This is a genomic window from Cernens ardua (genome assembly GCF_051251085.1).
Classification (GTDB): Bacteria; Pseudomonadota; Gammaproteobacteria; order Pseudomonadales; family Halomonadaceae; genus Cernens; species Cernens ardua.
Genome location: NZ_JBPCZH010000001.1, coordinates 1,008,327 through 1,035,034, shown reverse-complemented (window position 1 = coordinate 1,035,034; position 26,708 = coordinate 1,008,327). Strand labels below are relative to the sequence as shown.

General features: G+C 46.8%; 26 protein-coding genes. 21 read left to right on the top strand and 5 right to left on the bottom strand.

The annotated features are described in order from the left end of the window. The first annotated feature begins 6 nt into the window (after positions 1-6). The 10 genes from LMG33818_RS04405 (at position 7) to LMG33818_RS04360 (ending at position 5,422) form a co-directional block, all read left to right on the top strand. Complete coding sequence (locus LMG33818_RS04405; protein WP_442322127.1) at positions 7-984, top strand: major capsid protein; 978 nt, start codon at positions 7-9, stop codon at positions 982-984. Between the two features lie 64 nt (positions 985-1,048). Next, on the top strand, positions 1,049-1,381 hold the full coding sequence (locus tag LMG33818_RS04400) for a hypothetical protein (protein ID WP_442322126.1): 333 nt from the start codon (positions 1,049-1,051) through the stop codon (positions 1,379-1,381). 14 nt (positions 1,382-1,395) lie between these two features. Next, complete coding sequence (locus LMG33818_RS04395) at positions 1,396-1,764, top strand: hypothetical protein (protein WP_442322125.1); 369 nt, start codon at positions 1,396-1,398, stop codon at positions 1,762-1,764. After that, positions 1,764-2,123 (top strand): hypothetical protein, encoded by a 360-nt coding sequence (locus tag LMG33818_RS04390; RefSeq protein WP_442322124.1) that lies wholly within the window; start codon positions 1,764-1,766, stop codon positions 2,121-2,123. Before LMG33818_RS04395 ends, LMG33818_RS04390 begins: the two co-directional genes overlap by 1 nt. Continuing rightward, positions 2,123-2,575 carry a hypothetical protein gene (locus LMG33818_RS04385; RefSeq protein ID WP_442322123.1) on the top strand — a complete coding sequence of 151 codons (453 nt, stop codon included), beginning with the start codon at positions 2,123-2,125 and terminating at the stop codon, positions 2,573-2,575. Before LMG33818_RS04390 ends, LMG33818_RS04385 begins: the two co-directional genes overlap by 1 nt. Then, positions 2,572-2,973 carry a phage tail terminator-like protein gene (locus LMG33818_RS04380; RefSeq protein ID WP_442322122.1) on the top strand — a complete coding sequence of 134 codons (402 nt, stop codon included), beginning with the start codon at positions 2,572-2,574 and terminating at the stop codon, positions 2,971-2,973. The genes LMG33818_RS04385 and LMG33818_RS04380 overlap by 4 nt, the downstream gene beginning before the upstream one ends. Positions 2,974-3,034: 61 nt before the next feature. Beyond that, positions 3,035-3,358, top strand: coding sequence for a hypothetical protein (locus tag LMG33818_RS04375; protein WP_442322121.1), 324 nt, complete (start codon positions 3,035-3,037; stop codon positions 3,356-3,358). Between the two features lie 79 nt (positions 3,359-3,437). Then, a complete protein-coding gene (locus LMG33818_RS04370; protein WP_442322120.1) occupies positions 3,438-4,424 on the top strand; it encodes a phage tail tube protein in 987 nt (328 codons plus the stop codon). 234 nt (positions 4,425-4,658) lie between these two features. Then, a complete protein-coding gene (locus LMG33818_RS04365) occupies positions 4,659-5,102 on the top strand; it encodes a phage-derived protein YdaY family protein (protein WP_442322119.1) in 444 nt (147 codons plus the stop codon). Between the two features lie 68 nt (positions 5,103-5,170). Next, on the top strand, positions 5,171-5,422 hold the full coding sequence (locus LMG33818_RS04360; RefSeq protein WP_442322118.1) for a hypothetical protein: 252 nt from the start codon (positions 5,171-5,173) through the stop codon (positions 5,420-5,422). A gap of 294 nt (positions 5,423-5,716) precedes the next feature. On the opposite strand, the gene LMG33818_RS04355 is transcribed toward LMG33818_RS04360, so the two are convergent. After that, positions 5,717-6,478: a KilA-N domain-containing protein gene (locus tag LMG33818_RS04355; protein ID WP_442322117.1), complete on the bottom strand. Its 762-nt coding sequence runs from the start codon at positions 6,476-6,478 to the stop codon at positions 5,717-5,719. Continuing rightward, a complete protein-coding gene (locus LMG33818_RS04350) occupies positions 6,459-6,629 on the bottom strand; it encodes an Arc family DNA-binding protein (RefSeq protein ID WP_442322116.1) in 171 nt (56 codons plus the stop codon). Before LMG33818_RS04350 ends, LMG33818_RS04355 begins: the two co-directional genes overlap by 20 nt. A gap of 117 nt (positions 6,630-6,746) precedes the next feature. Here LMG33818_RS04350 and LMG33818_RS04345 point away from each other — a divergent pair, with 117 nt between their 5' ends. From LMG33818_RS04345 to LMG33818_RS04305, 9 genes are all read left to right on the top strand, one after another. Continuing rightward, positions 6,747-7,085, top strand: coding sequence for an Arc family DNA-binding protein (locus tag LMG33818_RS04345; protein WP_442322115.1), 339 nt, complete (start codon positions 6,747-6,749; stop codon positions 7,083-7,085). Positions 7,086-7,141: 56 nt separating this feature from the next. Further along, on the top strand, positions 7,142-7,978 hold the full coding sequence (locus LMG33818_RS04340; protein WP_442322114.1) for an SHOCT domain-containing protein: 837 nt from the start codon (positions 7,142-7,144) through the stop codon (positions 7,976-7,978). 348 nt (positions 7,979-8,326) lie between these two features. After that, positions 8,327-11,410, top strand: a complete 3,084-nt coding sequence (locus tag LMG33818_RS04335; protein ID WP_442322113.1) for a phage tail tape measure protein — start codon at positions 8,327-8,329, stop codon at positions 11,408-11,410. A gap of 155 nt (positions 11,411-11,565) precedes the next feature. Then, positions 11,566-12,000 (top strand): hypothetical protein, encoded by a 435-nt coding sequence (locus LMG33818_RS04330; protein WP_442322112.1) that lies wholly within the window; start codon positions 11,566-11,568, stop codon positions 11,998-12,000. Then, positions 12,000-12,596: a hypothetical protein gene (locus LMG33818_RS04325; protein WP_442322111.1), complete on the top strand. Its 597-nt coding sequence runs from the start codon at positions 12,000-12,002 to the stop codon at positions 12,594-12,596. The genes LMG33818_RS04330 and LMG33818_RS04325 overlap by 1 nt, the downstream gene beginning before the upstream one ends. Then, positions 12,596-12,994 (top strand): DUF6950 family protein, encoded by a 399-nt coding sequence (locus LMG33818_RS04320; protein ID WP_442322110.1) that lies wholly within the window; start codon positions 12,596-12,598, stop codon positions 12,992-12,994. Before LMG33818_RS04325 ends, LMG33818_RS04320 begins: the two co-directional genes overlap by 1 nt. Further along, entirely contained in the window at positions 12,994-19,692 is a 6,699-nt protein-coding gene (locus tag LMG33818_RS04315) for a phage tail tip protein J-related protein (protein WP_442322109.1), read from the top strand. The genes LMG33818_RS04320 and LMG33818_RS04315 overlap by 1 nt, the downstream gene beginning before the upstream one ends. Then, positions 19,692-20,003: a hypothetical protein gene (locus LMG33818_RS04310; protein WP_442322108.1), complete on the top strand. Its 312-nt coding sequence runs from the start codon at positions 19,692-19,694 to the stop codon at positions 20,001-20,003. Before LMG33818_RS04315 ends, LMG33818_RS04310 begins: the two co-directional genes overlap by 1 nt. Beyond that, positions 20,000-20,668, top strand: coding sequence for a hypothetical protein (locus tag LMG33818_RS04305; RefSeq protein WP_442322107.1), 669 nt, complete (start codon positions 20,000-20,002; stop codon positions 20,666-20,668). The genes LMG33818_RS04310 and LMG33818_RS04305 overlap by 4 nt, the downstream gene beginning before the upstream one ends. Here LMG33818_RS04305 and LMG33818_RS04300 read toward each other — a convergent pair. Next, entirely contained in the window at positions 20,665-20,973 is a 309-nt protein-coding gene (locus LMG33818_RS04300; RefSeq protein ID WP_442322106.1) for a hypothetical protein, read from the bottom strand. The two genes, LMG33818_RS04305 and LMG33818_RS04300, sit on opposite strands and share 4 nt — an antisense overlap. A gap of 419 nt (positions 20,974-21,392) precedes the next feature. Here LMG33818_RS04300 and LMG33818_RS04295 point away from each other — a divergent pair, with 419 nt between their 5' ends. Further along, the gene (locus LMG33818_RS04295) at positions 21,393-21,908 is read left to right on the top strand and encodes a putative periplasmic lipoprotein (RefSeq protein ID WP_442322105.1); all 516 of its coding nucleotides are present in this window, start codon (positions 21,393-21,395) and stop codon (positions 21,906-21,908) included. A gap of 147 nt (positions 21,909-22,055) precedes the next feature. Here the strand turns inward: LMG33818_RS04295 and tal are convergent, their stop codons facing one another. Then, positions 22,056-23,003 (bottom strand): transaldolase, encoded by a 948-nt coding sequence (gene tal / locus LMG33818_RS04290; RefSeq protein ID WP_442322104.1) that lies wholly within the window; start codon positions 23,001-23,003, stop codon positions 22,056-22,058. 748 nt (positions 23,004-23,751) lie between these two features. Here tal and LMG33818_RS04285 point away from each other — a divergent pair. Then, complete coding sequence (locus tag LMG33818_RS04285) at positions 23,752-25,626, top strand: DNA recombination protein RmuC (protein WP_442322103.1); 1,875 nt, start codon at positions 23,752-23,754, stop codon at positions 25,624-25,626. Between the two features lie 141 nt (positions 25,627-25,767). Here the strand turns inward: LMG33818_RS04285 and LMG33818_RS04280 are convergent, their stop codons facing one another. Next, positions 25,768-26,466, bottom strand: coding sequence for a hypothetical protein (locus LMG33818_RS04280; protein ID WP_442322102.1), 699 nt, complete (start codon positions 26,464-26,466; stop codon positions 25,768-25,770). Between the last annotated feature and the right edge of the window lie 242 nt (positions 26,467-26,708).

The following is a 26,708-nucleotide window of genomic DNA, read 5'->3' as shown; positions in this document are numbered from 1 at the left end:
GCCGCCATGGCTACCACCGTTAATTCAGATATGGTCATTTATAACGACCTTGCACAAACTGCCTATCTTGAACAGATTCAAGATGTTCTTCAGGTTTTTAATGCGGCATCTAATGGTGCCATCCTTCTTGATAACGAGCTGATCGAGGGTGATTTTCGTCAGCGTGCGTTTTACAAGATCGGTGGCGCCATTTCTCACCGAGATGTCAATTCGACAGACTCGGTCACCGGGCTGAAGATTGGTTCTGGCGAGATGGTTGGTGTCAAGGTGCCATTCAAATATGGTCCCTATGAAACTACCGAAGAAGCATTTAAACGCCGTGCGCGTTCCACAGAAGAGTTCTCTGTTCTTGTTGGACAGGATTATGCCGATGCACTAATGGCAGGGCGTATTCAATATGTGGCTGCCGCGCTCAAGGCTGCTATCGGATCAAATGCTAACCTCACGGTTTCGGGAAGCATTGAAACCGATGGCAAAAAGGTGCTGACACGTGGCCTTCGCAAATTTGGTGATCGTTTTAACCGTATCGCGCTATTTGTGATGGATTCTGCCAGTTACTTTGACATCGTCGATCAAGCCATTGCTGACAAGATTTATGGTGAGACCGATGTTGTCATCTATGGCGGTCAGCCTGGAACGTTAGGTAAACCAGTATTGGTATCCGATGAAATGCCGGCCAACACTATTTTTGGTTTGCAGGCTGGTGCTGTCACACTGACCGAGTCTCAGGCTCCCGGGTTCCGCTCATATCAGATCAATGATCAGGAAAACCTTGCCTTGGGTTTCCGTGCTGAAGGCACATTTAACCTCGATCTTCTGGGTTATTCGTGGAAAGAAAGCGCTGGCGCAAATCCTGACATTACTGCTATCGGGAGTTCCAAAAACTGGGCTAAGTATGCCACCAGCGATAAGTCTACTGCCGGTGTCATGATTAACCTGACGGGGGATTCCGGTTCCGATACTGGTGATCAATCAAACCCTTAACAGCCTCGCCGGGGGATAACACCTATCCCGGCGGGGAATCGTTCCCAGGTGATGGAGAATAACCATGGCTTACGAACAGCAAACATGGAAGGACGGTAAAGATGGCGGCACACCGATTACTGCTGATCGTCTTAACCACATGGAGGCCGGGATTGGTGCAACAGTTGGGCCGCAGGGGCCAAAAGGTGATACAGGTCCTGCAGGTAAGGATGGTGCAGCGGGGCCAAAAGGCGATAAAGGAGAAACTGGACCCGCTGGTAAAGACGGCACTACGCCTGATGCGGGTACAGCCGATCTTTTGAATGCTGGTACTGATACTACCTTGCGGTCATGGTCGGCAAAAATGATTGCGGATTATGTAGCATCGAAAATATCCGCAGCGAATAAAAGCAGTTGAAAACAGAGGGCGTCATGATTGAAGTCACTGAAGCACAAATTAATGGCGTCCTCGGTTCTAACTGGGCGTCAGGAGACGTTGCCACAGATGTGATGATAGCCAATTCGTGGCTCAATTCTCGTATTAAGGGATACATTCCCACCCCAACACCCGATCCTATCGTAAGAGCTGCTGCTTTTATCGCAAAAGACGCAGATTCCGGCCTGTTCAACCAGTCGAAAGAGCGGGAAGTAACTTCTGAAATGGCAAAGGCTGGCAGTGTGCAAGTGCAAACCAATTACACAGAAGGGTCTACCGATCTTACCGCAGGGGAATATCAGGCTCTGATATTAATTGGACCATGGGTCAGTAACGTTGGGTGCACGTTTTTATGGAGAGTGTGATGGGGTTGCGTGATCGAGTACAGGGACGGCTTGCCAAGGCTTTCGCAGGTCCTCTTGCTGATGCAGTTGAGGCTTTCACAGGTGAGCACAAAGACCCTTCGGCTGGGCACTATGATCCAGTCACAGAAACGTATACGGGTGGAACTACCACATACAAGGGGCAGGGCGTCTTCGACAATTTCGCGATCACCACGCTCGATGGCGTCAATCTGAAAGCGGGCGATCAGTTGCTTATCGTTCTCGCTAATCAGGTCGAACGTAAGCCAGAGGTCGGCGATACTATCAATGGCTACGACGTGAAAACAGTCAATGAAGATCCAGCAGCTGCGCACTATGAATGCCTGTTGAGGAAAGCATAATGGCCTTCGATAAAAACCTAATGGGTTTTATTGATGATGTCACTGATGACATTACAGAGCTTCAGCGCGTTATCTCCATGCAGGTTCTGGCAGAGGTGGTGTCGCTATCGCCTGTAGGTGATAGGACGTTATGGAAGATCAACAAAGAACGCGAGAAACGTGGTTTAAAAGGACTTCTTCCCAAAGGCTACATAGGTGGTGCTTTTCGCGCAAACCATATCGTCAGTCTTGGTACGCCGGACAATAGCTATAACGTTCAGAACAAGGACGAGGTAGGCAACAAGACGATTGCTGCCGGCAACGAAAAGATCGCAGAGAGCAGGCCGTTCACTGTCATCTACATTCAGAACAACATGCCCTATGCCGTAAGGCTAGAACAGGGATGGTCAACACAGGCACCTGCTGGATGGTTCATGACTGCGTTCGATAGGGTTGCGGAGGCTTATGCATGATGACATTCGAGCAAATCCGGCAAATTATTGCCGGACACATGGAAACGTGGGCGGGATTGCCAGCTGATTGTATCGATTATCCGAATGCTCCTACGGTTTTTGATCCCTCTGGAAAGAAGATATGGGCACGGTTGAACAATATTCCCACGGTATCGAGCGTCAGTGAGATTGGATCACGGGTATGTATTCGACGAACCGGTAATATCGTGATCCAGCTTTTCGCGCCAGTACATTCTGGGGTAAAGGCTTTATCTGAGGCAGCGAGCACCATTGCTGATCACTTCGAATACTACTCCGAGTCTAACCTGGTATTTACGACTGCCAATCTGGATGACTTGGGCCCAGATGAAAATGGGTATTATCAAATCAACGTAACAATTGGATACACAACGGTGTAATCCTTTGAAAATCACTACAGGCTGCCTTCATGGCGGCCTTTTTTTATGCCAGGAGAAAAGTATGTCCAATCCTTTCTATCGAATTCTTGTGCCGTTTTATAACCCTGATCCTCAGTATGTTTTCAATGACGCTAATAAAACTGCAGAGCAGAACAAAGCGGATGCTGTGGCAAAAGTCACCGACATGTTGAACCAGAATCCATCTCTTCAGCCATTGCTGGAGGAAGTCGATCAGGTCTGGCAGTACAAGGCATCGGTACAGGTATCTGCATCCCAACCCGATGATGACTCGGATACAAGCTCTTCTGGTTCATCTGACTCATCGTCTACTACGGATTCCACTGACAACTCATCTGATTCTGGCGCAAGCAATTCCAGCCAGTAGCTTCTGAGTTGTAACCAAGTTAAGCAATAAGCCGCCACAGCATGGCGGTTTTTTTTCGCCTCAAGAAAAGGAAATAGCCATGTCAAGCGGTGCTAAGGTCACAACGCTTTATGCGCGTGAAACGACTGTCGGACAATTGCCATCAGGACCATTCAATGTTTTGCGCCGAACCTCATTCGGCGTTAAGCCTACTCATAACACAACGCAGAGTACCGAAATTGGTTTGGATAGAATGTCAGAAGGAAACATTCTGACAACGACTGATGTGGGCGGTGAAGTCGGTACATTGTTCCGCTATGGTGCATTGGATTTGATGTGGGCGTCATGTTTTGGCTCTGATTGGAACAACGACACCCTAACTGTTGGTGATGAGCGCATTACTATGGCGCTTGCAAAAAGCTTTGATGACATCAATGTCCAGGGTATTGCACTCGGTCAGCAAGTTACTCAGATGCAATTGACGGTGCCGGGTGACGGTCAAGTTACCGTCAACACGACTTTTGCGGGAACGGGATGGCAAGACAATAAGGACGGCTCATTCAAGCCACAGGTGAACGATGATGACGACAATCAGAACTACATGTTCAAGGATGTCACCCTCCTGACCATGGATGGCAAGACACTTGCTGGTGTGGCATGTGTTGAAACGTTCAACCTGACATTCGCCAATAGCACAAACACCCAGCGCTGTATTGGGTCAGATAATCCAGGGTTCCCCGGTGCGATTATCGTCGGTGAGTTTAGCGTAACCGGCTCGGTACAAATGGCTTGGTCGCCGACATCATACGACCTGTGGCAGCACTCCAAAGACCTGAGCACCGTTGCATTCCAGTTCACCATTGGAAATGCTGCTGGTGACTATACGTTTACCATCCCAGCAGTGCAGATCCTTGGCGATTGGCCGGATGCGGGCAAGAACGACATTGTGCAGGTGACATTGAACCTCACTGCCGCGAAGCAGAAACCCACCATCACTCGTAAGGCTGTCTCCCGCTCCACAGGTGGTTCGTCTTCCAGCACTGCTTCACACGATTCTCAAAGCGGAACAACACAAGCAGCCGCATAAAACAAAACCCCAGTAGCGCGGGAACGCTATTGGGGTCTCTGTCTCCACCTTGTCTACCCAAGGAAGAACATGTGTTCAATTTTACTCTATTGGTGAGGCTAATGGAAACGTGCATTGAGCGGTATGGGTTGTTTAAAACCGTCGCGTCATTCGTCTGCTGTTGCCTAGCTATTTCACTGGTCGCCTTTGTATGGCGCCTGCCCGATATTATTACTGCCTTACATTGAGGTCATCATGGCACTTAAACTTTCAGCAATTCCCACATTTAACAAAGACGGCCACGAATGGGTTGAAATAAAACTCAGCGATGATGAAAGCTTCAAGCTGCTCGTGGGCTCCACATACTCTTCTGAGTTTCGCAGTGCACAAGCCTCCCTGAGTCGTCACATCAATGCTGTATCAGCCGGTGAATTTATTGGTAGCAAGGATTTTAGCATTGAGAAAGCCAGTCAGGATGGCCTGGTTGAGGACGACCTATTGCGAAGCCTTGTTGCCAAGTGCCTAGTATCTGATTGGGTAGGAATTGTGGACGACAACGATCAGCCAGTTCCGTACACACCTGAGAAGTGTGAAGAACTACTTCTGGCATATCCTGACGTGTTCAATAAGGTCGTTTCTGCCGGGCGACAACTTGCCCAGAAAAAAGCCGAACAAGTGGCTGATACGGTGGAAAAGTAAAGGCCCTCGCGCAGTGGCGTATTGATGTCGGCGACGAAAAGAAACAATGGCAGCGTGAACAGCTCAATATGCCCTCGCTGGATCGGCCAGAGAGTAGCGCTGTCGTTGATTTCATAGACGGGTGCTACCATGGCATTGCCCGAATGCGGCGCTACGCTGAGGGCTTCCCTGTGCCGCTATCGCTGATCGAGATTGACCGGTACGTTGAACGCTTCCCAATCCTCATTGATCGCGACGAGTTCGATTCAGCGATCTATGCCATGGATGAAGTGATGCTTGATAACATGCAAAAGGAAAGGGATGAAAAAAGCCCCACTTAAGTGGGGCAGAAATGGTCAACGATTATATTTAATCGTAATCGAATGACCCAAAGTATTCTCAATGCCATTCAGAATGGTTTTAAGATAGCCTCTATAGTCTTGCAGAGCTGATCGGATGGCACTGAATTCAGCTAAACATGCATCTACCACATAGCCAGCAGATTCAAGTTTGCGTAGGGCGAGAAGAGTGGGTGAATATTGGTTGTCCATGGTGATTGTCATAGCTGGATTTATCAGCATCTGATCCGGTGGAAGAAAATCCTGATATTTTTCAAAGAATGGATGATCTTCACGCTACTTTGAAATCGGGAAATGAATATCCAGTTCAGGTTTGGGTTGCGCCTCAATCCACTCTCCTTCGAGTGGTGCAGCATGAACAGCGGCAAGCGCTTGGGTGTAATCACGATCAGGAATGTCTTTGTAGCTTCCGACCTCAAACCTATTCTTCAGGTAGCGATGGATGGCTTTGAATGCTTTAGGTCGATTTGATTCATCTTTTACGCATTCGTAAACCCTGACACCGATTTCTTTTTGAATACCCAGTTGATGAGCTGGTGTGAGTGGTGATGGTAGGGCTTGTTGTTGATCTGCTTCAGCTGCTTTCAACTTACCCATTCGGTAATCGAGAAATACTTGATTCACCTGCAATTGGAATTTTGGGCTGATCCAGCCAGCATAGGAAACTGCAAGGAGATCAATGGCGAATGTTCCTGGATGGCTCCCGCCGCGGTATGCCTCAACTGGAGCAAAGCTGGAATTCCTGCTTTGGGATGCAACCTCATTAATCAGTTCTTTGGCTTGCTTGTTCTGCATCCACATAGATGGTCTATTTTTCGCTTCCCCTCCAGAAGCCTTATGTATAGCATTGAGGTTAAATCGCCCATGCTCATCAATGGCGATCTCATGACCTGCTATTACAGGTAAAACGTTGCTAGAAGTTTCAACAGTGGTAGAATTGCTCATGTCAGTTATTTCCTTGGTAGGGTTTATCTGATTTGAAGCCTCAACGGTTGCCGCCGCTGGGGTTTCTTCGTTTTTAGAAAATGTTTTTTTCATAACGTTCTCTATACTTGAAACCATCTTCGACTAGAAGAATTAATTCGGAATTAAGACTTCTTCTTGATTTTCCAGCCATCCTTTCAACTGTAGATCTCAAACCATTCGGTAAACGTAGAGGATAAGGATGAACTTGTTTGTTATTACTCATATATCGCCCTCCTTGATGGGGTAGATTCATTTTGTATCTATTTTTGTGTAGAGTCAATATGAATCTTTGATTCTTTTTGAAACTGAGTGCATGATCCTTCCAAAAGGAGGGATTGATATGAGTGACAATAAGCAACAAGCTAGGCCGTATCCGATTAGAATGACGGAAGAGATGCGCAGCTATTTAGAGGAAAGGGCTTTCTCAAATAAGCGTTCTTTGCATGCGGAAATCATGAAAAGGATTGAAGACTCTATCGATAGAGAGAAAATGATTGAGGGAAGTTACCAATATGAAGACATAGATGAAGATCATTTTGATCATGATTTCAACGAAAATTTTGTTCTTGATATTGATGCTAATCATTTAAAAAAAATAATTGAAAAATCAAACAAAAAAATATTACAAGAAATAACTGAAAAATATGGAAGGAAGCCAGCAGAAGGTGAATTTGACTAATCTAAATCGATAGCCCCTATTATTCTTACTGAAATATTGAATGGAACCCTACGGGAATGAAAGTATTAGGCATTATTTTAACTATCATCGGTGTAATCACTATTATTGCCAGTTGCTCTATGGATACTTCGGTACCTGTTGGATTGACGGGGGAGCGCGTCAACAATATTGGTCTTATGCGCGATCAGAGCAATTACATGCTGATCGGTGGCATTTCATTTATTGCAGGGATAATTCTCTGGTCTATAGGTTCTTTCAGAAGAAAAAAATCGATACATTATGGAGCTAATGCCAATGCAGAATATCTGATTGCCCTTGGTAAATTGGCAGATTTGAAGGATAGAGGAGCCTTAACCGATGAGGAATTTAAACAGCAAAAGAAAGAGTTATTAAACAATCAAATCGCTTCACCTGAAAAGCTAATAGAAAATAAAAAATCTGGGATAGAAGAAAGAAATAAGTTGTCACCGCAGGAAGTTAAGAGTGTAAGAAGATCGGCCGGAATTGGTGTAGCTATCATTATATTTATAATAGCAATAGCCATAATCGCATTGACAGTCATCCATTTTAATAGCTCACAAGACAAAACTATAGCAAGCAATACCAACCCTGTATCTAAAAAAATCGATGGCCATATGTCATTCAGCGCGATGTGTAAAAAAGCGGTGATGGCTGGGAAAGCTTCTGCTATAGATGGCAAACATTCTCCAGATCATAGCTTTATAACATCTGTGGGTGATTTATCTGCCAATGACAATTACGTTTCTACGTTAGAGCTTTATGAGCTACAAGCCTTCAATGATCAGAATCAACAACCGAAGAAACAAGGTCAAAAAGATACTTCTCTTGGCGATGAAGTAAAAACATGCACTTCAGATATGTCAAATATGTAGATCATTGCCAGAGACTTAGAAAATCGACTAATTCCCGCTTCGGCGGGTTTTTTATTGCCTAAAAAACGAAGCCCCGAAGATGCGCGAACATCGTCAGGGCCAAAATAGAAACCTTGCTAACTCAAGGAATCATGAATGGATTTTAGCAAAATATTGGAGGTGTTGCACAACATGTCTGCAAATCCTCATTCTCGACGACTGGCATGGGGCGCAGTAGCCGTCGCAGCTATTTGGGCCGTAGCAAAACTGATAGCTGCTATAGCGCCCTCTGGCCTTATCCACTAGCCATAAACATTCGCATCACATCCACCGCCATTGAGCGGTTTTTTTTCGTCTGGAGAAAAGTAGATGACTGTTAAAGAATCCCGTCTCTCTATCGTTATTGATTCGATGAGTGCGCAGCAGCAGATTGACGGATTGCGGGCTCGATTAAAAACGCTCGAAGAGGCGGGATTAAGTGTCTCTCAGTCGATGAACAGCGCTGGGTCATCAACCGGCAATGCCGGGCAAAAAGCGCAGTCAGCATCAGTGGAAATGAATAAGCTTGTTGCTGAGATGAGAGCGAATGCAGCAGCTACAGCAGAGCTGACAAAAAATGTTCTGGGCATGAACAACTCGATCGATAAGCTAGCTACAAATACCTTGCGTGAAAGTCAGCGCCAAACAAAAATGTACACGGATGCTATTAACAGCCTCAATAAAAGCAGCCGCACAACATCAGTAACTACAGCCAACGCTAACGATTCGCTGGAAAATCAAAGCGAAGTTTTTAACCGGTTAGTAAACCAAATTGATCCAGTTATTGCTCGTCTTGATAAATTGGATCAACAAGAAGAGCAACTGCGCGTTCATTTCAAAAATGGGATAGTGGATACTGAAACATTCGACACTCTGAAAGCAAAAATCGACCAGTCACGCGAATCGCTTGGACGCTTTGGTAATACCAGTCGTTCGGTAGCAAGTGCAGAAAGAACACTGGCGCGTGAGACCGAAATGGTGGCACCTCAGCTTACAGATATTTTCACTAGTCTTATAGGTGGTGAGCCGGCTTACCTTGTTGCAATCCAGCAGGGCGGCCAGTTGCGTGATATGTTCGGTAGTATCGGAGAGGCTGGTACAGCCACAGCGCGTGTTATTGGAAGCATGGTTAACCCTTATACTTTAGTCGCCGCAGCTATAGGAGGATTAGCAGTTGCAGCCTATAAGGGCGCCAATGAAATGGATGGTCTTAATAAGGCCATAATTTCGACAGGACAGGGTGGTATTGGAAGTTCTGATGTTTTATCTGGTATGGCTGACAACATCGCCAAAATATCAGGTGTGACTCGTGGGGATGCTATATCAGCCCTTACTCAAGTGGTTCAAACAGGAAAATTTGCCCAGAACCAGTACCAGCAAATTGCTCAGGCAGCCGAAGAGTACAGCAGGGCATCAGGTCAATCAATACAAGACATTGTTTCCCAGTATGCATCCCTAGAGGGAAATCCAGTTCAAGCAATACAGAAGCTCAATGACCAATATCATTTTCTAACCACTTCTCAATTTGAAGAGATTGATGCCCTGCAAAAATCAGGCGATGCCATGGGAGCCACGCAGGCCGCCATGAATGCATTAGAGCAGGTTCATGAACAACGCTCCAAAGAGATGCAGCAACAGGCTGGGTACGTTGAAAGAGCATGGGAAGGTGTTGCAGGAACAGTTTCTAGCGTCTGGGAAAAGATAATGGGGTTGGGTAGAACGACACCCCTTACCCAGCAAATAGCTAGTGCTCAAGCTAATCTAGCTGCCACAACCCAAGAAATCCAGCGGATGAGGAGTGTTGGTTATTCAGATAATGGCAGCTCGGTAGGTATATTCAATCCACTAGGAGCGCAATTGAGATATGCCGAGCAGGAAAGACAGCAAATTGAAAACCTCCGGAGGCAACTTAATGTTTCAACCGGATATGATGCTTTTACTCAGAATCAAAAAGCGCTAAATGACATTAACATTAATGCCATTAACACATGGGATAAGCTATCAGAAAGCACAAAAACATATGCCCAGCGAGTAGCCGACGTAACTAAGCAAACTCGCGAACAAATAGAATTGGCACGTAACGCTGGGAAATCAATATCAGCAGCCCAAGAGCGTAATGCAATCAATGCGGCTGTCGGTAAGGTTCCGGGAGCCCCACATCACACACGCTCCAGCCACTCAGCAGTTAACCAACAAATCGAACAGATGATGCGCGAGCGTCAGACAATCTCAAGTCTGATCACTCCTTACAACGCGCTGGATGTCGCACAGGCCAAGTATCAAGGCCAACTCGCTGATATTAGCCGTGCCGTAAAAGACGGTAGCAGTAACGAGATTGAGGCCACTGTTGCCCGGGTAAATGCCGCTGCGTCGTATCAGAAAGTCGCCGACTCCATCCATTCTACGTCAGATAGGTTGAAAGAGTACCAAGCCACACTTGATGCCCAGCGTACGACACAGCAACAGCAGAACATGCTGCAAGTGGCAGGTGTTGGGATGGGTAGCCAAGAATTTCAACGCGCTCAGCAGCTTCTTCAGACACAGCAGCAATTCCAGCAGCAGGTCACTCAGCTTGAGCAACAACGTTCGCAGACACACAATCTGGATCAACAAAATTACATCACTGGTGAGATAGCTGCACAGCGCAAAATGATGGAATTGACGCTTGGTGATCAGCAGGACATGTACAAGCAGTTGGATGCCATGCAGGGTAATTGGAAGAATGGTGCCAGTTCGGCATGGCAGGATTACCTTGATCAGGCGAAGAATACTGCTGACATGACCAAGTCGTTATTCAGCAATGCGTTCAGTTCAGCCACCAACGATCTAGCAAATTTTGTTGCCACTGGAAAACTAAATCTTGCTGATTTTTCACGAGAGATTGTTTCTGACTTTGCCAAAGTAGCAATTCAGCGTTCAGTTCTAGGATTGACCAATCTCTTTGGTGGTTCTTCAGGCGGTGAAAGCATTTCTTCTGGCGCATTTAAAGGTATATCGGATGTAGTTGGGCACTCGGTCGGCTTCTCAGCTGGCGGCTATACCGGTCATGGCTCGAAATACCAACCCGCTGGTGTCGTTCATGCGGAAGAATACGTTATTCGCTCGGAAGTCACCCGGCAGCCCGGTATGCGTAACTATCTTGACAACCTCAATCGTGGTTATGCCAACGGTGGCTATGTATCTCCTAGAACATATTCATCTGCGCAATCAGCTCAACCTTCAGATAATTCGAAAAACGGCGATGTTCATGTCCATTACTCGCCTGTTTTACATGTTGATGCGCGCGGTGCCCATGATCCTCAAGCAGTACAACAAGCTTCTTACAATGGGGCAAAGCTAGCCTATCAGCAGATACAGCAGGATATCAGAAGTAACGGACCAATCCTTCAATCAATCCGTAGAGGAATCAAGTAATGGCAATATTTACGTGGCCTCTTGATTTTAGGCCACAAAGCCAAGTGTGGCGGATGAACTACAACAACTTTGCGTTTACGTCTGTGCTGTCAAACTCTCAGGATGTGTACGGTTACCCTGGCTCATATTGGTCATGTGATATGACGTTCGACACCATGAAGCAAGACGTCGAGCGTCGCCTTACTGTTATGCTTGGCCGCCTACAGGGTATGCAAGGAACTTGTCTCATCCCTGACTTTGTTCGCAATCGTAAGGCGCAGGACTTGGGGAAAGTTACCGTCACTGACGGCAAGGCACAATCCGTCAATCTTGTTGTGACTGGACTACCAAAGAGTAAGGCATGTTTTCAGGCAGGGGATTATGTGAGCGTGAATGGCGAAATGTTTGAGATATTGGAAGATATTGCAAGTGGTAACGATGGCACGGCCAATTTGCCTCTTAACCGCCGCTTGCGGGCTAACATTGCCTCTGGGCAGCCAGTGGAATATTTCCGTCCGGCAAGTGAAATGCGGCTCACCACTGATCAGTATTCAATCAATCGGCAACCGATCATATCGTCAACTACGATCACCTTCAGGGAGGCGTTCTAATGCAATATGCGCCTTTTTCCGAAAGCGTTCTACAGCTTCTCAGCACGGAATCGCCACTCATTGCCATGGCTGCAGAACTGGATTTTCAGGATGACCCTGCTTACCTGCATACTGGTACTGGTGAAATCATTGTCGATGGTAAAACCTACTACGGAGTAGGGCAATTCGGCACGATAGATGCAGCGCAGGAGTCGTTTTCCGACCAGTCGAGTAAAACCATCAATCTGACCATATCGGGCTTAGACAGTCAGATGATTCGATCAACTATGGTAGAAAAGTGTCGTGGTCGCTTTGGCCGCCTGTTGATTGTTGTATTCGATAAAGATGGAAATTATGCCAGCGATATTCTGTTTTCTGGCCGTATGGATGCCGCTAAATACGAATATGGCGGTAATCAGGGGGACAACAAGATAACAGTCCCTCTTGTGGACCGCATGGCAGAGTGGAACCGGACAGGAACCGAGAGATGGACTGATGAAAGTCATCGCGCCCGTCATGACGGTGACCGGTTCTTTTACGCAGTGGCACAAATGGCAGACTGGCCCCTTTATTGGGGACAGAAACAGGATGCACAACCCTTTAACTATTCAAACTAATGCGCAGGCCCACATGGGCCGCTGACCTTCATACTTACCTTTCTTCGCATTTAGACACACCTTTTCAGTGGGGCACCTTCGATTGCTGCATCTTCGCGGCAGGCATCTGCATGTCTATATGTGGTGTAGATCCGATGAAACCCTACTACGGAAGATATTCAACCGAGTATGAAGCAAAGCGGCTTATCCTCAAAGAACCAGGCTCATTAGAGGCAGTTTGGGACGCTTGTTTCACCCGCATTAATCCCCTTAACGCACAACGTGGCGACATTGTGGCCTTTAGAGGACCGCAAGGACTGTCCATGGGCGTTGTATGGGCAAACAGTATCTTCGCCACATCGGATAGTGGCATCACGCGAATAAATGTAACGCCAGTTATGGCGTGGAGAGTAGAGTAATGGGAAAGGTCGTAAAATCAGTTGCAAATATTGCAGTCTCTGCAGGAGTAGGTTTTGTTGCGGGAGGCCCTTGGGGCGCTGTCATTGCAGCCTCTGCTGCAGCATTCAATGATTTTGAGAGCAGCAAGCTTTCCAATAATGGTTCTACGCCGAGCGCCCAAACTGTTCGTTCATCTAAAGCGCCCATCCGTTTTATCCTTGGCCGCGCCTCTACTGGTGGTGTACTTGCATGGGCACAGGAAGACCATACTGTCTCTTACAAACACGAATGGCTGCACCTGGTTTACGTATTGAGCGAAGGCGAGATAACGGGTGTAGATGAAATCTATCTGAATGAAAAACTCATCACTGAGTATCCATCAGAAGATTACAGCTATGAAGTTCGTATCAATGAAACAGAGCCAGACCAATTCCTTATGGCACGCTGCCCCGATTGGAAAGATACTCAGATTGGTCGCGGCATCAGTTACCTTCGTCTATCTCTTCGCTATGACCCTGAAGTATTCACAAGCATTCCCACTGTGCGGTGTGTTGTTCGTGGTCTACCTCTATATGATCCTCGAAATGGTAAAACTGAGTACAGCGATAATCCGGCGCTTATGACGCTCTGGTATTTGCGTAATCGCTGCAATGTACCTGATGACGAAATCATCATGGATGCATTCTCAAGCGCTGCCAATGTGTGCGATGAGACTGTTACCAATCCAGATAAGTCAACCTCAAAACGGTACACCGCTGCTGCCGTTATTGGAGCTGACGAAAAGCGTACTGACGTGCTGCAAAAGCTTGAAACCACAATGGCAGGTAATCTGATCCTTTCAGGGGGGCGTTGGGCGCTTCAGGCCGGCGCCTATTATGGACCCGCTACATTTACAATTACCGAGCCAATGGTGGTCGGTCCCGTTTCGGGCAGTACTGAGGTTGATAATGCAGACGCCGTGAATGTCATGACCGGCACTTTTATTGATCCCCAGTCTAGTTGGGCACAGACAGATTTTCCCTCAGTCTATATGCAGGATTGGATCACTGCCGATGGAGGAGAGCAATCTTCATCTCTTACGCTGGACTACGTGACTGATGCTTATCAAGCACAACGCTTGGCAAATATTGCGCTGAAAAAGAACCGTGGTGCCCACTCTATCAGCATGACACTGAATTTGAGCGGCTATGCCTGCCGCCCTGGAATGATTGTCACTCTTGATCTGCCAAGTTTGAATATGACGTCCGGAGAATTTGTCGTTAATGACTGGAAATACGATCCTAGTCAGGGGATTTCCGTCACACTGCAAACAACCGATAGCGGTATCTGGGATGATGCAGTCGGGCAGGCATATAACCCCTTCGGATATATTTCTTTGCCGACTGGTGGAATGGATATTCCTACAGACCTGAAATGGTCCGTTCAGACCTATGGCGATAGCGTTCAGGGCGTCCTTTCATGGGGTGCTGTAGCTATGGCTGATAGTTATGTCATCCATGTGCGCACACAGTCTGAAAATCCCGCCGATGTCTACTCTGTTGACGTTCCGGCGACATCCACCCGTGTCCAACTGCATGGTCTTGTGGCGGGCAGATACAACATGTCCGTGGCCGCAAAAGGAGGAAGTTACACATCCGGTGAGGCAACTATCGGGGTTGAAATCAATGTGCCGCCGGTACCCATCAGTGTCAATGTCTCGACTGGTAACTATGAAGTGTCACTAACCCCTGTGCTTGGCGATGATCAGACGCTGGGGGGCGGCACGTGGGAATATTATTACGACCAAACCGGATCGATTGCCGATAGTGAAGTTGCGGGTAAAGCAACGTATTTGGGGCAAGGTCTCAGCTATACCCAGGTTGGGCTTGAAGCAAACACAATTTATTATTACTGGGTGCGGGGTCGCAATGCATATGGTGTGGGTGACTGGTACAAACTACAGGCCCAGACACAGAACAATGCTGACCAGATCATGCAGGTGATCTCCGGTAAGATTACCAATTCTGACCTGAATAAGGATCTTCAGTCCGACATTGGGAAAATATCGGGCGATGGTGACGGCTCAGTAAATCAGCGCATTGATGATGCAAAGTCTGATCTGAATCAATCTATAGCTTCAGCTGATAACGATGCCAAAACAGCACAGGCAGCAGCAAATAAAGCCCAAACAGGGGCAAATAATGCCCAAAATTCGGCAGATAATGCTCTGAATGCCGCTAACAAGGTACAGAGCAATCTTGATTCTGCAACAACTCAGATCGATAGTGATGTTCAGAAAGCACAAACATCAGCCGATAATGCGCAGAAAACAGCTGACAAAGCCAGCTCAGACCTGAAAGACTCCACCGATTCATTGAACATTGAGGTGCAGCAGGCCCAAGCCTCGGCTGACAAAGCGAATACTGATCTCAAGTCTGCCACAGAATCTCTGAACAACGATATTGATGGCTTGAATCAGCAGGTAAGCGCAAATAAAAACGGTATCACTACTCTGACCAATACCGTTAACACTAATAATACTGCGACAAATAAGCGTATTGACGGTTTGAACAGCACTGTCGGTAGCGTATCGTCTAACCTTGCTTCAGAAGAACAAACCCGTGCGAACGAGGATTCGGCACTCAGCAAACGTATAGACACAACCAATACCAGCGTTGGCAATGTATCAGCAGCCTTGAGCCAAGAACAGCAAGCACGCGTGGCGGGAGACTCGGCCAGTACGAAAGCTATCAGCAATCTTGAGGCATCGCAGACTACTGGTTACAACCTGATTCCGAATCCAACCTTTAGCAATAATGCTTATGGCTGGTCAACACAGAACGGCAGCCTGGGTATTAGCACTTGGAAAGGACAATTTTCTCTTAATGTAAATAGGGCAAGCAATAGCGGCGTCTGCCTAGTTGAGACCCCTCTATTTAATTTGAGTGCGTTTGACTCCTTTAAAGCTTCTGTCGATGTTCGTAATACATCAGATAAAGATATAACCGTATATTTCGATCACTACGTAGTGATCGATACCACGAATAAGAATAAACAAGAAGCTTCAGGCGGCACTAATGCAGTTGTACCTGCAAATTCATGGAAAACAATCACTTTCACAGGAAGCGATACTGATGACTCCTCCCAAGGCTTGATCCGCGTATATTGGTATGACACTTCTGTTCAATCTCTTCAAACAAATAACTGGAAATTTGAGTATATAGGTCCAGCTACGCAGGCCGCCGTATCTGAAGAGCAGCAGGCACGAATTGATGGAGATGAGGCAAATGCTTCTGACATAAAGAAACTGGATTCTCGTATTACGCAAAACAGTGCAAATATCACTGATTTCGAGCAAACACAGGCGACTACTAACAAGTCACTTACGCAGCAAATTTCAACGGCCAAGAGTGCTGCAGATAACGCGCAGAGTACTGCTACACAAGCACAACAGACTGAAGCTCAGCATAACAGTGCCACCAATAGTCGTATCGATGGGTTGGCAACGACTGTCGGCGACAACAAGGCGAACGCTGACCAACAGTTCAAAACCCTCTCTACGCAGCAATCTGCTCAAGCAAGTGATATAAAATCACTTACGGCGAATACTCAAAAAAATGCCAGTGATATTCAATCTCTTAGCCATGTGCAAAGCACCGACAATGAAGCTCTATCCCAGAAAATAGAAGATGTCGCAGCATCTTTCGGAAGTGGCTTTAACCTGGTCCCTAATTCGAATTTTTCAAATAATGCACTCGGTTGGTCGAGTTATGGTGGAGTAAGCATTTCAGCAGTTGAGAATGCGCAAGGTGAGTGCATACAAGGTACTGGATTTGGTGGCAGTAAATGGCAGGGGATTCAGTCAAAACGCTTTGCAGTGACTCAAGGTCGTAAATTCAGCGCAGCTATTGCTGTATATTTTGATTGTGATGATACTGTACTTGCCTCTTTGGAGTTGTATACCTACCCAAATGCTACTGATATTAATGATGTAGCCGACATCAATAAGTATGCGTCTATCCCACCTCGCAAATGGGTATCCATGGGACTGTCGGGCAACATTCCCGATGGGGTATCTGCTGCCCAACTGTGGCTGACAACGACGAACGCACCCAATGGACTGAAAGTACTGACCACAAACTGGCAATGTGAAGTACAGGGTCCTGTCCTTGATGCTGCGATACAGAGTGAAGCTACCGCTCGGGCAAATGATAAAGAAGCCCTGACACAGCAGATCAATACCGCAAAGTCAGCAGCGGATAATGCACAGAGCACGGCGACGCAAGCACAAAATACAGAAGCGAGTCATAACAAGGCAACCAATGACCGTATTGATGTTGTTACGACAAAGGTTGATAACAATTCCACAGCTATTACCCAGGAAACCAGCGCTCGGCAGGAGGGGGATACTGCAAACGAGAAGGCCCTCCAGCAGCTATCGGGTAAAGTTGAGGGAAATAGCTCCGCCATCACGGCAGAGGCTTCTGCACGCCAGACAGCAGATAGCGCCAATACCAAGGCGCTGAATGATTACAAGTCCCAGACTGATAAAAGCTTGAGCGGCATTATAAGCCAGCAGTCAACCCTGGCCGATGCCCAAAATGCCCAGGCCAACAGTTTGAAAGACTTGTCGGCTTCTTTCGGTTCTGGTTCCAATTTGATACCCAACAGTGTTTTTGATGACAATGCAAGAGGGTGGACAACTCAAAGGGGCACGCTCGCGGTATCGTACTGGAATGGTCAACAGTCCCTCAAAATCAATCGTATGGATGTGGGGACTGGGTCTTCTGTTTGCTTGGTCGAATCGCCACTTTTCAATGTTACTACAGGGCAATTCACTGCCTCTGTTGATATCCAGAATAACGGGGATTCGGCGGTCACCGCGCATTTCGACCATTACATTGTTGTTGACCCTAACAATAGCAGTAAACAGCAATCAGTAAACGGAACAAGTGCGGTTATCCCTCCCAATAGCTGGATGACGTTAACCTTTTCTGGACAAGAAAGTGATAGGGGCTCTCATGGCCTAGTTAGAGTGTATTGGTATGAACAGCGAGTATCTTCCATCAATACTAATAACTGGAAGTTTGAGATTATGGGTCCGGCTACAAATGCCGCGATCCAAGATGAAGCCACGGCTAGGGCAAACGACAAGCAAGCTCTGACGCAACAGATTCAGTCTGCACAATCGACAGCTTCCAACGCTCAGAGTGCTGTTATATCGTTACAAAATACCGAAGCGCAGCACAATAGTGCCACGAACAGTCGTATTGATGGCTTGAATACCTCCGTCAATAACAACAAGGCTAATGCTGACCAGCAATTTAAAACTCTATCCAGCAATCAATCTGCTCAAGCGACTGAGATAAGCAATGTCGCTGCATCCTTTGGAAGTGGCTACAATGCTGTCGTCAATCCTACGTTTGCCAATAATGCTTATGGATGGTCAACACAGAATGGGACTCTGAGCGTTAGCACATGGCAAGGGCAATTCTCTCTCAATATAAATAGGGTCAACAGCAGTGGGGTGTGTCTGGTTGAGAGTCCATTGTTTAATTTGAACTCGAATGACGCATTCAAGGCTTCAGTTGATGTGCAAAACACCTCTTCAAAGGCTGTAACTGTCAATTTTGACCACTATGCTGTCGTTAACACTATTAATACCAGTAAGCAGCAACCGGTGAATGGAACAAGTGTAGAGATACCTGCCAATACTTGGAAAACCATCACTTTTACGGGTACAGAAACCAACGATTCTTCCCGAGGTCTCATCCGCGTATATTGGTATGACACTTCTGTTCAATCTCTTCAAACAAATAACTGGAAGTTCGAGTTCCTTGGCCCAGCAACTTCTGCTGCGATTCAAAGCGAAGCCACAGCTCGTGCAAATGACAAGGAAGCACTGACTCAGCAGATTCAATCAGCGCAATCGGCAGCTTCCAATGCCCAGAGCTCAATTACGTCTCTGCAGAATACAGAGGCGCAGCATAACAGCGCTACCAACAGCCGTATTGATGACCTTTCAACAACCGTGGGTGAGAACTCATCCAAAATTCAACAGGAGTCGCAGACTCGCACTTCGCAGAATGCCGCGGTGACGAAACAACTCAATCAGCTTTCCACAACGGTCAGTAATAATCAGTCTGTCGTGCAAAATGATTATTACACGAAGTCACAGACAGACAGTGCCGTTGCAAATGCAAAACAGACCGTACAAGCCTCTTCAAATAAGAACGCCAGTGATATTGCATCTACTCAGCAATATCTGAATGCTGGGGTAAAAGACGGCAATGTATGGGCAGGCTATACACTTAAGCTGAATGCGAACGGACATGCTACTGGGTTTGGACTTTACAATAATGCCCGCTCGACACAGGCAATATTTGACGTAGATAGTTTCGCGGTGGGTTCAGGCCAGACTGGGGATACCTACCCATTCATGATTAGCGGCAACACCGTTTACATCAAGAGTGCGATGCTGGGCAGTGCTGAAATTACCAATCGACTGTGGTCTCCTAACTACTGGTGGAATACGGACACTGATTGGGGCGGAATGTGCCTGATGTTTGACCAAGGGAAAATTTTCTGTGATCAGGCGTACATAAAAGGGCAAGTTCACGCAACGACTTTCAGCGCCTCATCAGGAACTTCTGGTGCGAGAACTGAAATGACTGAGCGGGGCACTCGGGTTTACGATGAAAATGGACAAATAAGAATAAAACTAGGGAATCTTTCATAATGTCATATGGACTTGAAGTTTATGATGCCCAGGGCAATCTCATAGTAAGTCCCGACATAAACATGTCCATCATCCTCGGATACATAACTACTGGTACCGAGGATGGTAGCCACACCGATGGCAATCTGAATATGTCTAAGGGCTTTGCCGTTTCTTGCGGTTATACACAAAATGATTCCGATCCGGATTATTTAAGGAAAAACCCTCCTCACATCACCGTCGATGGAGATACTGTCAGTTGGACGTTTGGAAATATGGCTACTGAGAATCGGGCCAACATCCAAGTAATGTATGGAGTATGCGGTCTATGAGTTACGGGATCGAAATTTACTCTAATACTGGAAAGTTACAAATATCGGAAAACTTCAAAAACTTAGCGCTCATAAGCAAAGGAACTTTGAATTTTTCGAATAATGGCGGCCAGTACCAAGCTACTGTTAAAAAGGTTCAGGGACAATTTGTTGCGTTCCGTTGTAATGCAAAATCCATTATTGCAAACAATGGCGAGAATTGGATTGTCTCATCCTTTAACGAAAAAAATGTCTCCATTGGTGGTGAATATTGGGTATTTGGTGATCCCAGCCAAGGACAACGATACGACAATTCGAATTGGGGGCTTGAGGTTTTAGGCGCGGGAGGTGAGATTTGTTTCGACTCTCGCATGAAATATATGCGAGTAGTAGATTTCATCTCGAAGAAGCTAGGCGATTCTGACGAACAGGTTTTCTCATCATACGGCAGGACGTATGCGATGGCAGTAACATCAACCTGGTATATACAACAAGCGGGCGCAGATCCCTCTGGGCATTACATGCAAGTTATTAGTGCTTGGGGAGCATTTCAAAACGAAGGGATTGGTGTGAAATATACTACATTCAGCACCGGTCAAAACGTGGATGGCACTTCCGCAATGCTTCCCGCACTTCCGAGTGACTATGAGTTCTCAGGAATCGTTATCGATGTAACAAACCTCTAGCTTCGCCAGGGCAGCGGCCTAATAAGACGACCCGTTTTGCCGGGCTTGCAGTGTCTCCACACAGCTTGCCCAGTTCGGTGGTGATAAAAATAATCAGGCGTGCCCGGTGTATTTATCTTCGTGATATCACGCTCTGCACGTCCTGAGTGGAGTTGGCCTCTATAGATGGCATGATATTCATACATGCCTGTAGCGGGAGGCTTGGCTCGGCTATAGCTGATCCAGCCTTTGCGCTCCATGCTTTTCCGCCATTTGATAGCGAGGTATTCGTCATCCATGTGGTTGCTGTTTGGTTGCTGACTCATTCGACTGAACCCAACTGTATAGACTCAATAGAATATGCCAAATCCACTAACATCGCTGTATCCCGCGGTGCAGGCGCGGTAAATATTTACACGTTAGTGGATTCAAAATCCACCGGAGTGACATTTGTGCCAGTTCGAGTCCGGCCGCTGGCACCACTCTTAGGTCTTGAAAAGACACTCCCCTTCTGTAGACAAGCTTACTACTCGGCATCAGTCGCCTGTAATATCCCCTTTTCCTGCCTCATACATGAATTCTTGTGATTGCTCTAACATAGCCAGATCTGCTCTATAATCGTAGCATCCCTGAATCCTCCTTAACTCATTGAAATTAAGGCATAATTTTGAGCTATTCCGGTTTCAACGCTTATTGATGATTTGATATTCTTACGCGCTTTTTTAATATCAAGGGATCATAATAAGTGAAAAAAATCATTGCGTTGGCTATGTTGTCTTCTTCAGCGTTATTGACAGGGTGCGCCTCTATTGTGGGAGACGAACAACAAAATATTGCCATTACCAGTTCGCCCTCACACGCACATGTCACTATTACCGATGAATCCGCGAAAGATATTTTCGAAGGAGATACGCCAACCACCGTATCACTTGAAAAATCTACCGGGCATTATTGGGGTAAAAAGAGTTATAAAGTTGTTATCTCCAAAGCTGGCTTTACATCCAGAACGGTTGAGATAACAGCACATGCGAATGGTTGGTATCTGGCGGGTAATTTGGTATTCGGTGGTCTGATCGGGTGGTTTGTTGTTGATCCATTCAATGGAAAAATGTACACGTTGAGCCCTGATCATATTGATGCAACATTGGGAGAAAATGTATCACGTGTCGATGGTAAAACATCTGGAATGCATATTGTTCTTCTACAGGATGTGCCGTCGAAACAACGTCAGCATTTGAAGTATATCGGCACCGCCAGTTAAGAAAGGTGCTATTCGAAAACGCCAACCCTGATCAGGCTGGCGTTTATTTGTAGTTATCATTTTTCTGTCGTTATTGTTTTTCTACAGTCATCACTCTTTTTAATGCATGCAAACCCACGTCGGACATACACCAAAAAGCCCTGACCCTTACAGACGACTTTTGATCATCTCTGCCAGTTTCTCTGTGTCTCTGTAGAAACCATGAATACCCGCCGCCAGTTGCGCATTGGCCATTGCATCTGATGCATGCTGCCAACGGAACTCGGCTTCGGTCAGACGGGGCGGTTGAGGTTCCGTCGCTTTGGGTGAAAATACTTTTTGCTCAACACTGCCTTCAGTCTCGTACAGCTCATTCAACAGGTCAGCAGAAATGGTCAGGCGATCCAGTCCGGCTAGCGCAAGCACTTCCTCTTTATTGCGGAAACTGGCGCCCATGACAACCGTTTTGAAATCATGTTTCTTGGCAAAATCATTTACGCCACGTACGAAAATCACACCCGGATCTTCTTCGGCAGTGTACTGTTTACCTGTCTGTTTACTGTACCAGTCCATGATACGCCCCGCATAAGGGGAGACCATTGTCACGCCCGCCTCAAAACAGGCTCGCGCCTGAGCATCACTGAACAGGAGTGTCAGGTTGGTTTGAATACCTTCTTTTTCAAGCTCTTCTGCTGCCTGAATACCTTCCCAAGTGGAGGCAATCTTGATAAGTACCTGATCACGCGGAACGCCGGCTTTTTCGTATAGGCCCACCAGCTTGCGCGCCTTTTCGATATTTTTGGCTTTGTCATATGAGACATGCACAGCCACTTCTGTCGACATGTATCCCGGTAGGTATTTGTGTATTTCTACACCCATCGCGACAGACAAGCGGTCGATGATATGTTCCATCTGACCTTCGCCCGTAACTTCCGAGGCCGCTTCCTTGATGGTAGTGCTGATCAGTTCTTTATAAGCAGGTAAATCGAAAGCCTTGAGGATAAGAGAAGGGTTGGTGGTTGCGTCGACAGGTTTGAATTTTTTGATGGCTTCAAGATCGCCAGTATCAGCTACCACTTTGGTCAGCTCTTTCAATCCCTCTAACTGAGATGTCATTCCCGGTCTTCCTTATGAATAGTTTTAAAGTGTTTTCCGATCATTGTGACTGATGGGAGGACTTACTATTTGCCAGCTCGTTCAGGGATCACCTGAAGACGGCGTGCATAACTTCATTGTGTGAAGGTAATGCATGAATTGGGAAACAGACTCTGGTTTGAGAGGAAGTGCTCTTCTCACCAGGCGATTGAATTACGTTCCCAGCTTTAGATTCGTTAGCGGTCTGCTCTGCTGGCTAACTCTGATTAGAGACTGCAAGCAGTTATTAGAAGTATCTGTAAAATGTAAAAGTAGAAAGAGATGAAATGTATACGGTTTCATTCATTTAAATGCTTCATAACAAGATCCTGTTTTATGGTACGCCTTCAATAGATGGGTTGAACTAGACCTTTGTCTGAGTGAGCCTTCAATTCAGTAGCGCACGTCAAACATTTCCTGCATTGAGTGTTTCTGTATTTATTTCTCTCTCACGGGCAGCTTACAGACGTGCTCAGCGTGATATGATTTTCAGTCACTCATGTCGTTCCTATAGGCGCGAATAGGCGACAAAATAATAATGGTTAATCATTATCATGTTGTGATGGCTTCGCGGGGCTCCTGATGGCAATAAGTACAACGCTCCGGATTAGACGCGTCTTTTATCTCATCTTGAGAAGTGGCACACAGCGAGTGAGTGCTATAGGTGCACTTTCTTGGTTGGGATGTCACTTATTGTCAGTTCATGGTTGTAAATAACGTAGGTAAATATATGCAGTCTCCACAAGGCTCTCCCGAATTCATGATCATTGCTATTATCGCCGGGTTAGTGCTCGCTCTACTCGGCTATCTTCTTGCGATGGTGTTACAAGGACGTAAGGTTACTGAATATCAGGGGCGATTGCGTCAACTTGAAGAAGCTTTAGCCGATACCCATGCCAAAAACCAGCAACAACAGGAAGAAGTCACTCGCCTGAATAATGCGCTACACACCCGGCAGTTGTCGGAAAGCCGATTACAGCAGCACGTCGAAACAGCACAGCAAACCGAACAACGTTTGAATGCGACGATTGCCGAATACAGGCAGGAACTCCAGAGCCGGCAACAAACTCTTGAAAATGCCCGGAATGCATATCATCAGACGGTGACACAGCTGGAAACAGTACAGGCAGATCACCGCGCGACAAAAGAGCGGGTAGAGGAACTTTTGGAACGTCTGACAAAAAGCGAACAAGTAGTTCAGCAGGAGCGGGCATCCATTCATCAGCTCAATGAAAAACTGGCTAATGAGGGCAAAAAAGCTCAGGAACTATGGGCTTCCAACAAGGATGCACGTGAGCAACTTCTGGAACATAAACAGGCATTCGACGCGAAGGTGGGGCAACTTGAGAGTCTGCAAAAGCGCCACCTTGCATTGAATAATGAGTACACCGAGCTTAAAACCACGCTGCAACGCAAGGAAGAGCATTTCAAGGAGCAGATGCAGCAATTGGGTGACAGCCGCCAGTCGTTGACCAAAGAGTTCGAGAATCTGGCCAATAGAATTTTCGAGGAGAAAGGCAAAACGTTTTCACAGGCGAGTCAAAGTAGTCTTGATCATCTTCTCAAGCCTTTCCGTGAACAGATCGAAGGATTCCAAAAACGCGTAAACGAAGTACACGATGCTTCACTGCGTGGTAATACCAACCTCAATGCCGAGATCCGCAAAGTACTGGATATTGGTATGAAGATGAGTAAAGAGGCGAATAACCTGACCTCTGCATTGAAAGGGGATTCCCAGCAACGAGGGGCCTGGGGTGAAGCACAGCTACGGCGCACGCTTGAAATGAGTGGGTTGATGGAAGATGCTCATTATGAAGTACAAAGCGCGTTCCGGGATGCTGAAGGAAAACAAAAGCAGACCGACTATCTGATCAAGCTACCGGATGGAAAGCACATCATCATTGATAGCAAGGTGTCCCTGAATGCCTATGATCGGGTTGTGAGTGCAGAAACGCCGGAAGCGTATAATCTTGCCTTGAACGAACATGTCCGAGCGGTCAGAAGGCATATTGATGATCTGGCGTCGAAGGATTATACCAGTGTCGTAGGGCGCAGCCCGAATTTTGTGCTGATGTTCATGTCCATTGAGCCTGCTTATATTGAAGCGCTCAAAAATAACAGGGATCTTTTCGAATACGGTTACAAAAAGAACATTGTGCTGGTATCCCATACTACCCTCATCCCTATTCTGCGAACGGTATCCAATTTGTGGATGATCGAAAACAGTAACGCAGAAGCGCGTGAAATCAGCGAAAAGGCCGGGGATATCTACAACTCCGTGTGTACGGTGGCGGAACGATTAAGCAAGTTGGGCGGTACATTGAATACCGTTAGTAATCACTACAACAGTACTGTAAAAGCGTTGGCGGGTCAGCAGGGGCTTTATGGCAAGGTAGATCGTTTTAGTCAGCTTTCTTCTCGGGCAAGCAAAACATTGCCGGTCATGGAGGCATCACATGTGGATTTTGAAACCGAGCGTTTGTCTCTGATTGTGGAACCGATCGAAGAGCCCGCTGATGATGCGTCTATCCGCTCTCTGTCCGAATTACCCGAGGAAGATGAACCAGAACATCATCCAGATAAAGGTCAGGATAGCATCTCTTGAATTCCGATATCCTGGAGGTTGGGTATTTGGAGTTGAGCGCATTACAAAAAACGCCAGCCTCTAAAAAGAGAGCTGGCGTTTTTATTATAGCCTCCTGCCACGGCATTATTCCGTGAGAGATTCAGGAGGCTGGCCGACGTTTTACTTCTGACTATCCTGTGCAGCCTGAGGTGCAGGTTTGCCCATCATCGGCGCGCCGGAAATGTGCAGGCGTGCATGGGGAGCAGGGCGTGTCAGGCTCTCGAACGCAGCGACCTGTTTGGCATTCAAGACTTTGCTCAACGATGCATTACGCTGTTTCAATAGAGTAGCCAGTGCTGCGCGGTCACCCGGGCGATGCTGATGCAAGCCTTTCATGAATGTGTCCTGCGCAGCAAATACTTGCTCTTTGGCTTTGGCGTTCAGATTCCAGCTATTCAACAATGGTGTGAAGCGTGCATGGAATTCACGCGGGCCAATTGCGCGAACGTGCGGGCGCGGTGGATGATTCAGCTGCATAAAGGCGCGCGTTTGTGCAGGATTCAGCACTTTACTGACAGCGGCTTCATACGTTTGGTGAGCCTTGTCGAAAGCAGTACGGCGTTCTGCTGGTGTCTGATTGGCTTTATGGTCGTTAATGAGTGTCTGGCGGAATTGCTGAGATGCTTCATGCAATGCCTTGGTCTGATCAGCGGAGAGGTTCCAGCTCTGAACCACTGTGTTCAGTAGCGGATTACCATGCGGTGGCAGGGCTGGGCGAGTGGCTGTTTGAGGCGCAGTTTGCGCAGTAGCCTGCTGCATCATGGCCAGTGGGGTCAGAGAAGTAGCTGCAATAGCAAGCGCGATTAATGGTTTTTTCATTTTAAAGACTCTCTTTTAGTAGTGAGTGTTTCTACTTACTAGATGGGGATCATTGCGTCCACATCAAGTTGCCGTGAAAGTAATCATGTGGTGCATCCATGCAAATAAAATGCAGGCTCTGTATAAAAATGCATTTATGTGTTGGATTGGACAGCAGCTTGGACGAAATGTGCAGAAATCAATATCTGGATATGTCACATCAAGACAAATGTGGCAGTTTTGTAGTCGGATAAGGAGAGGGT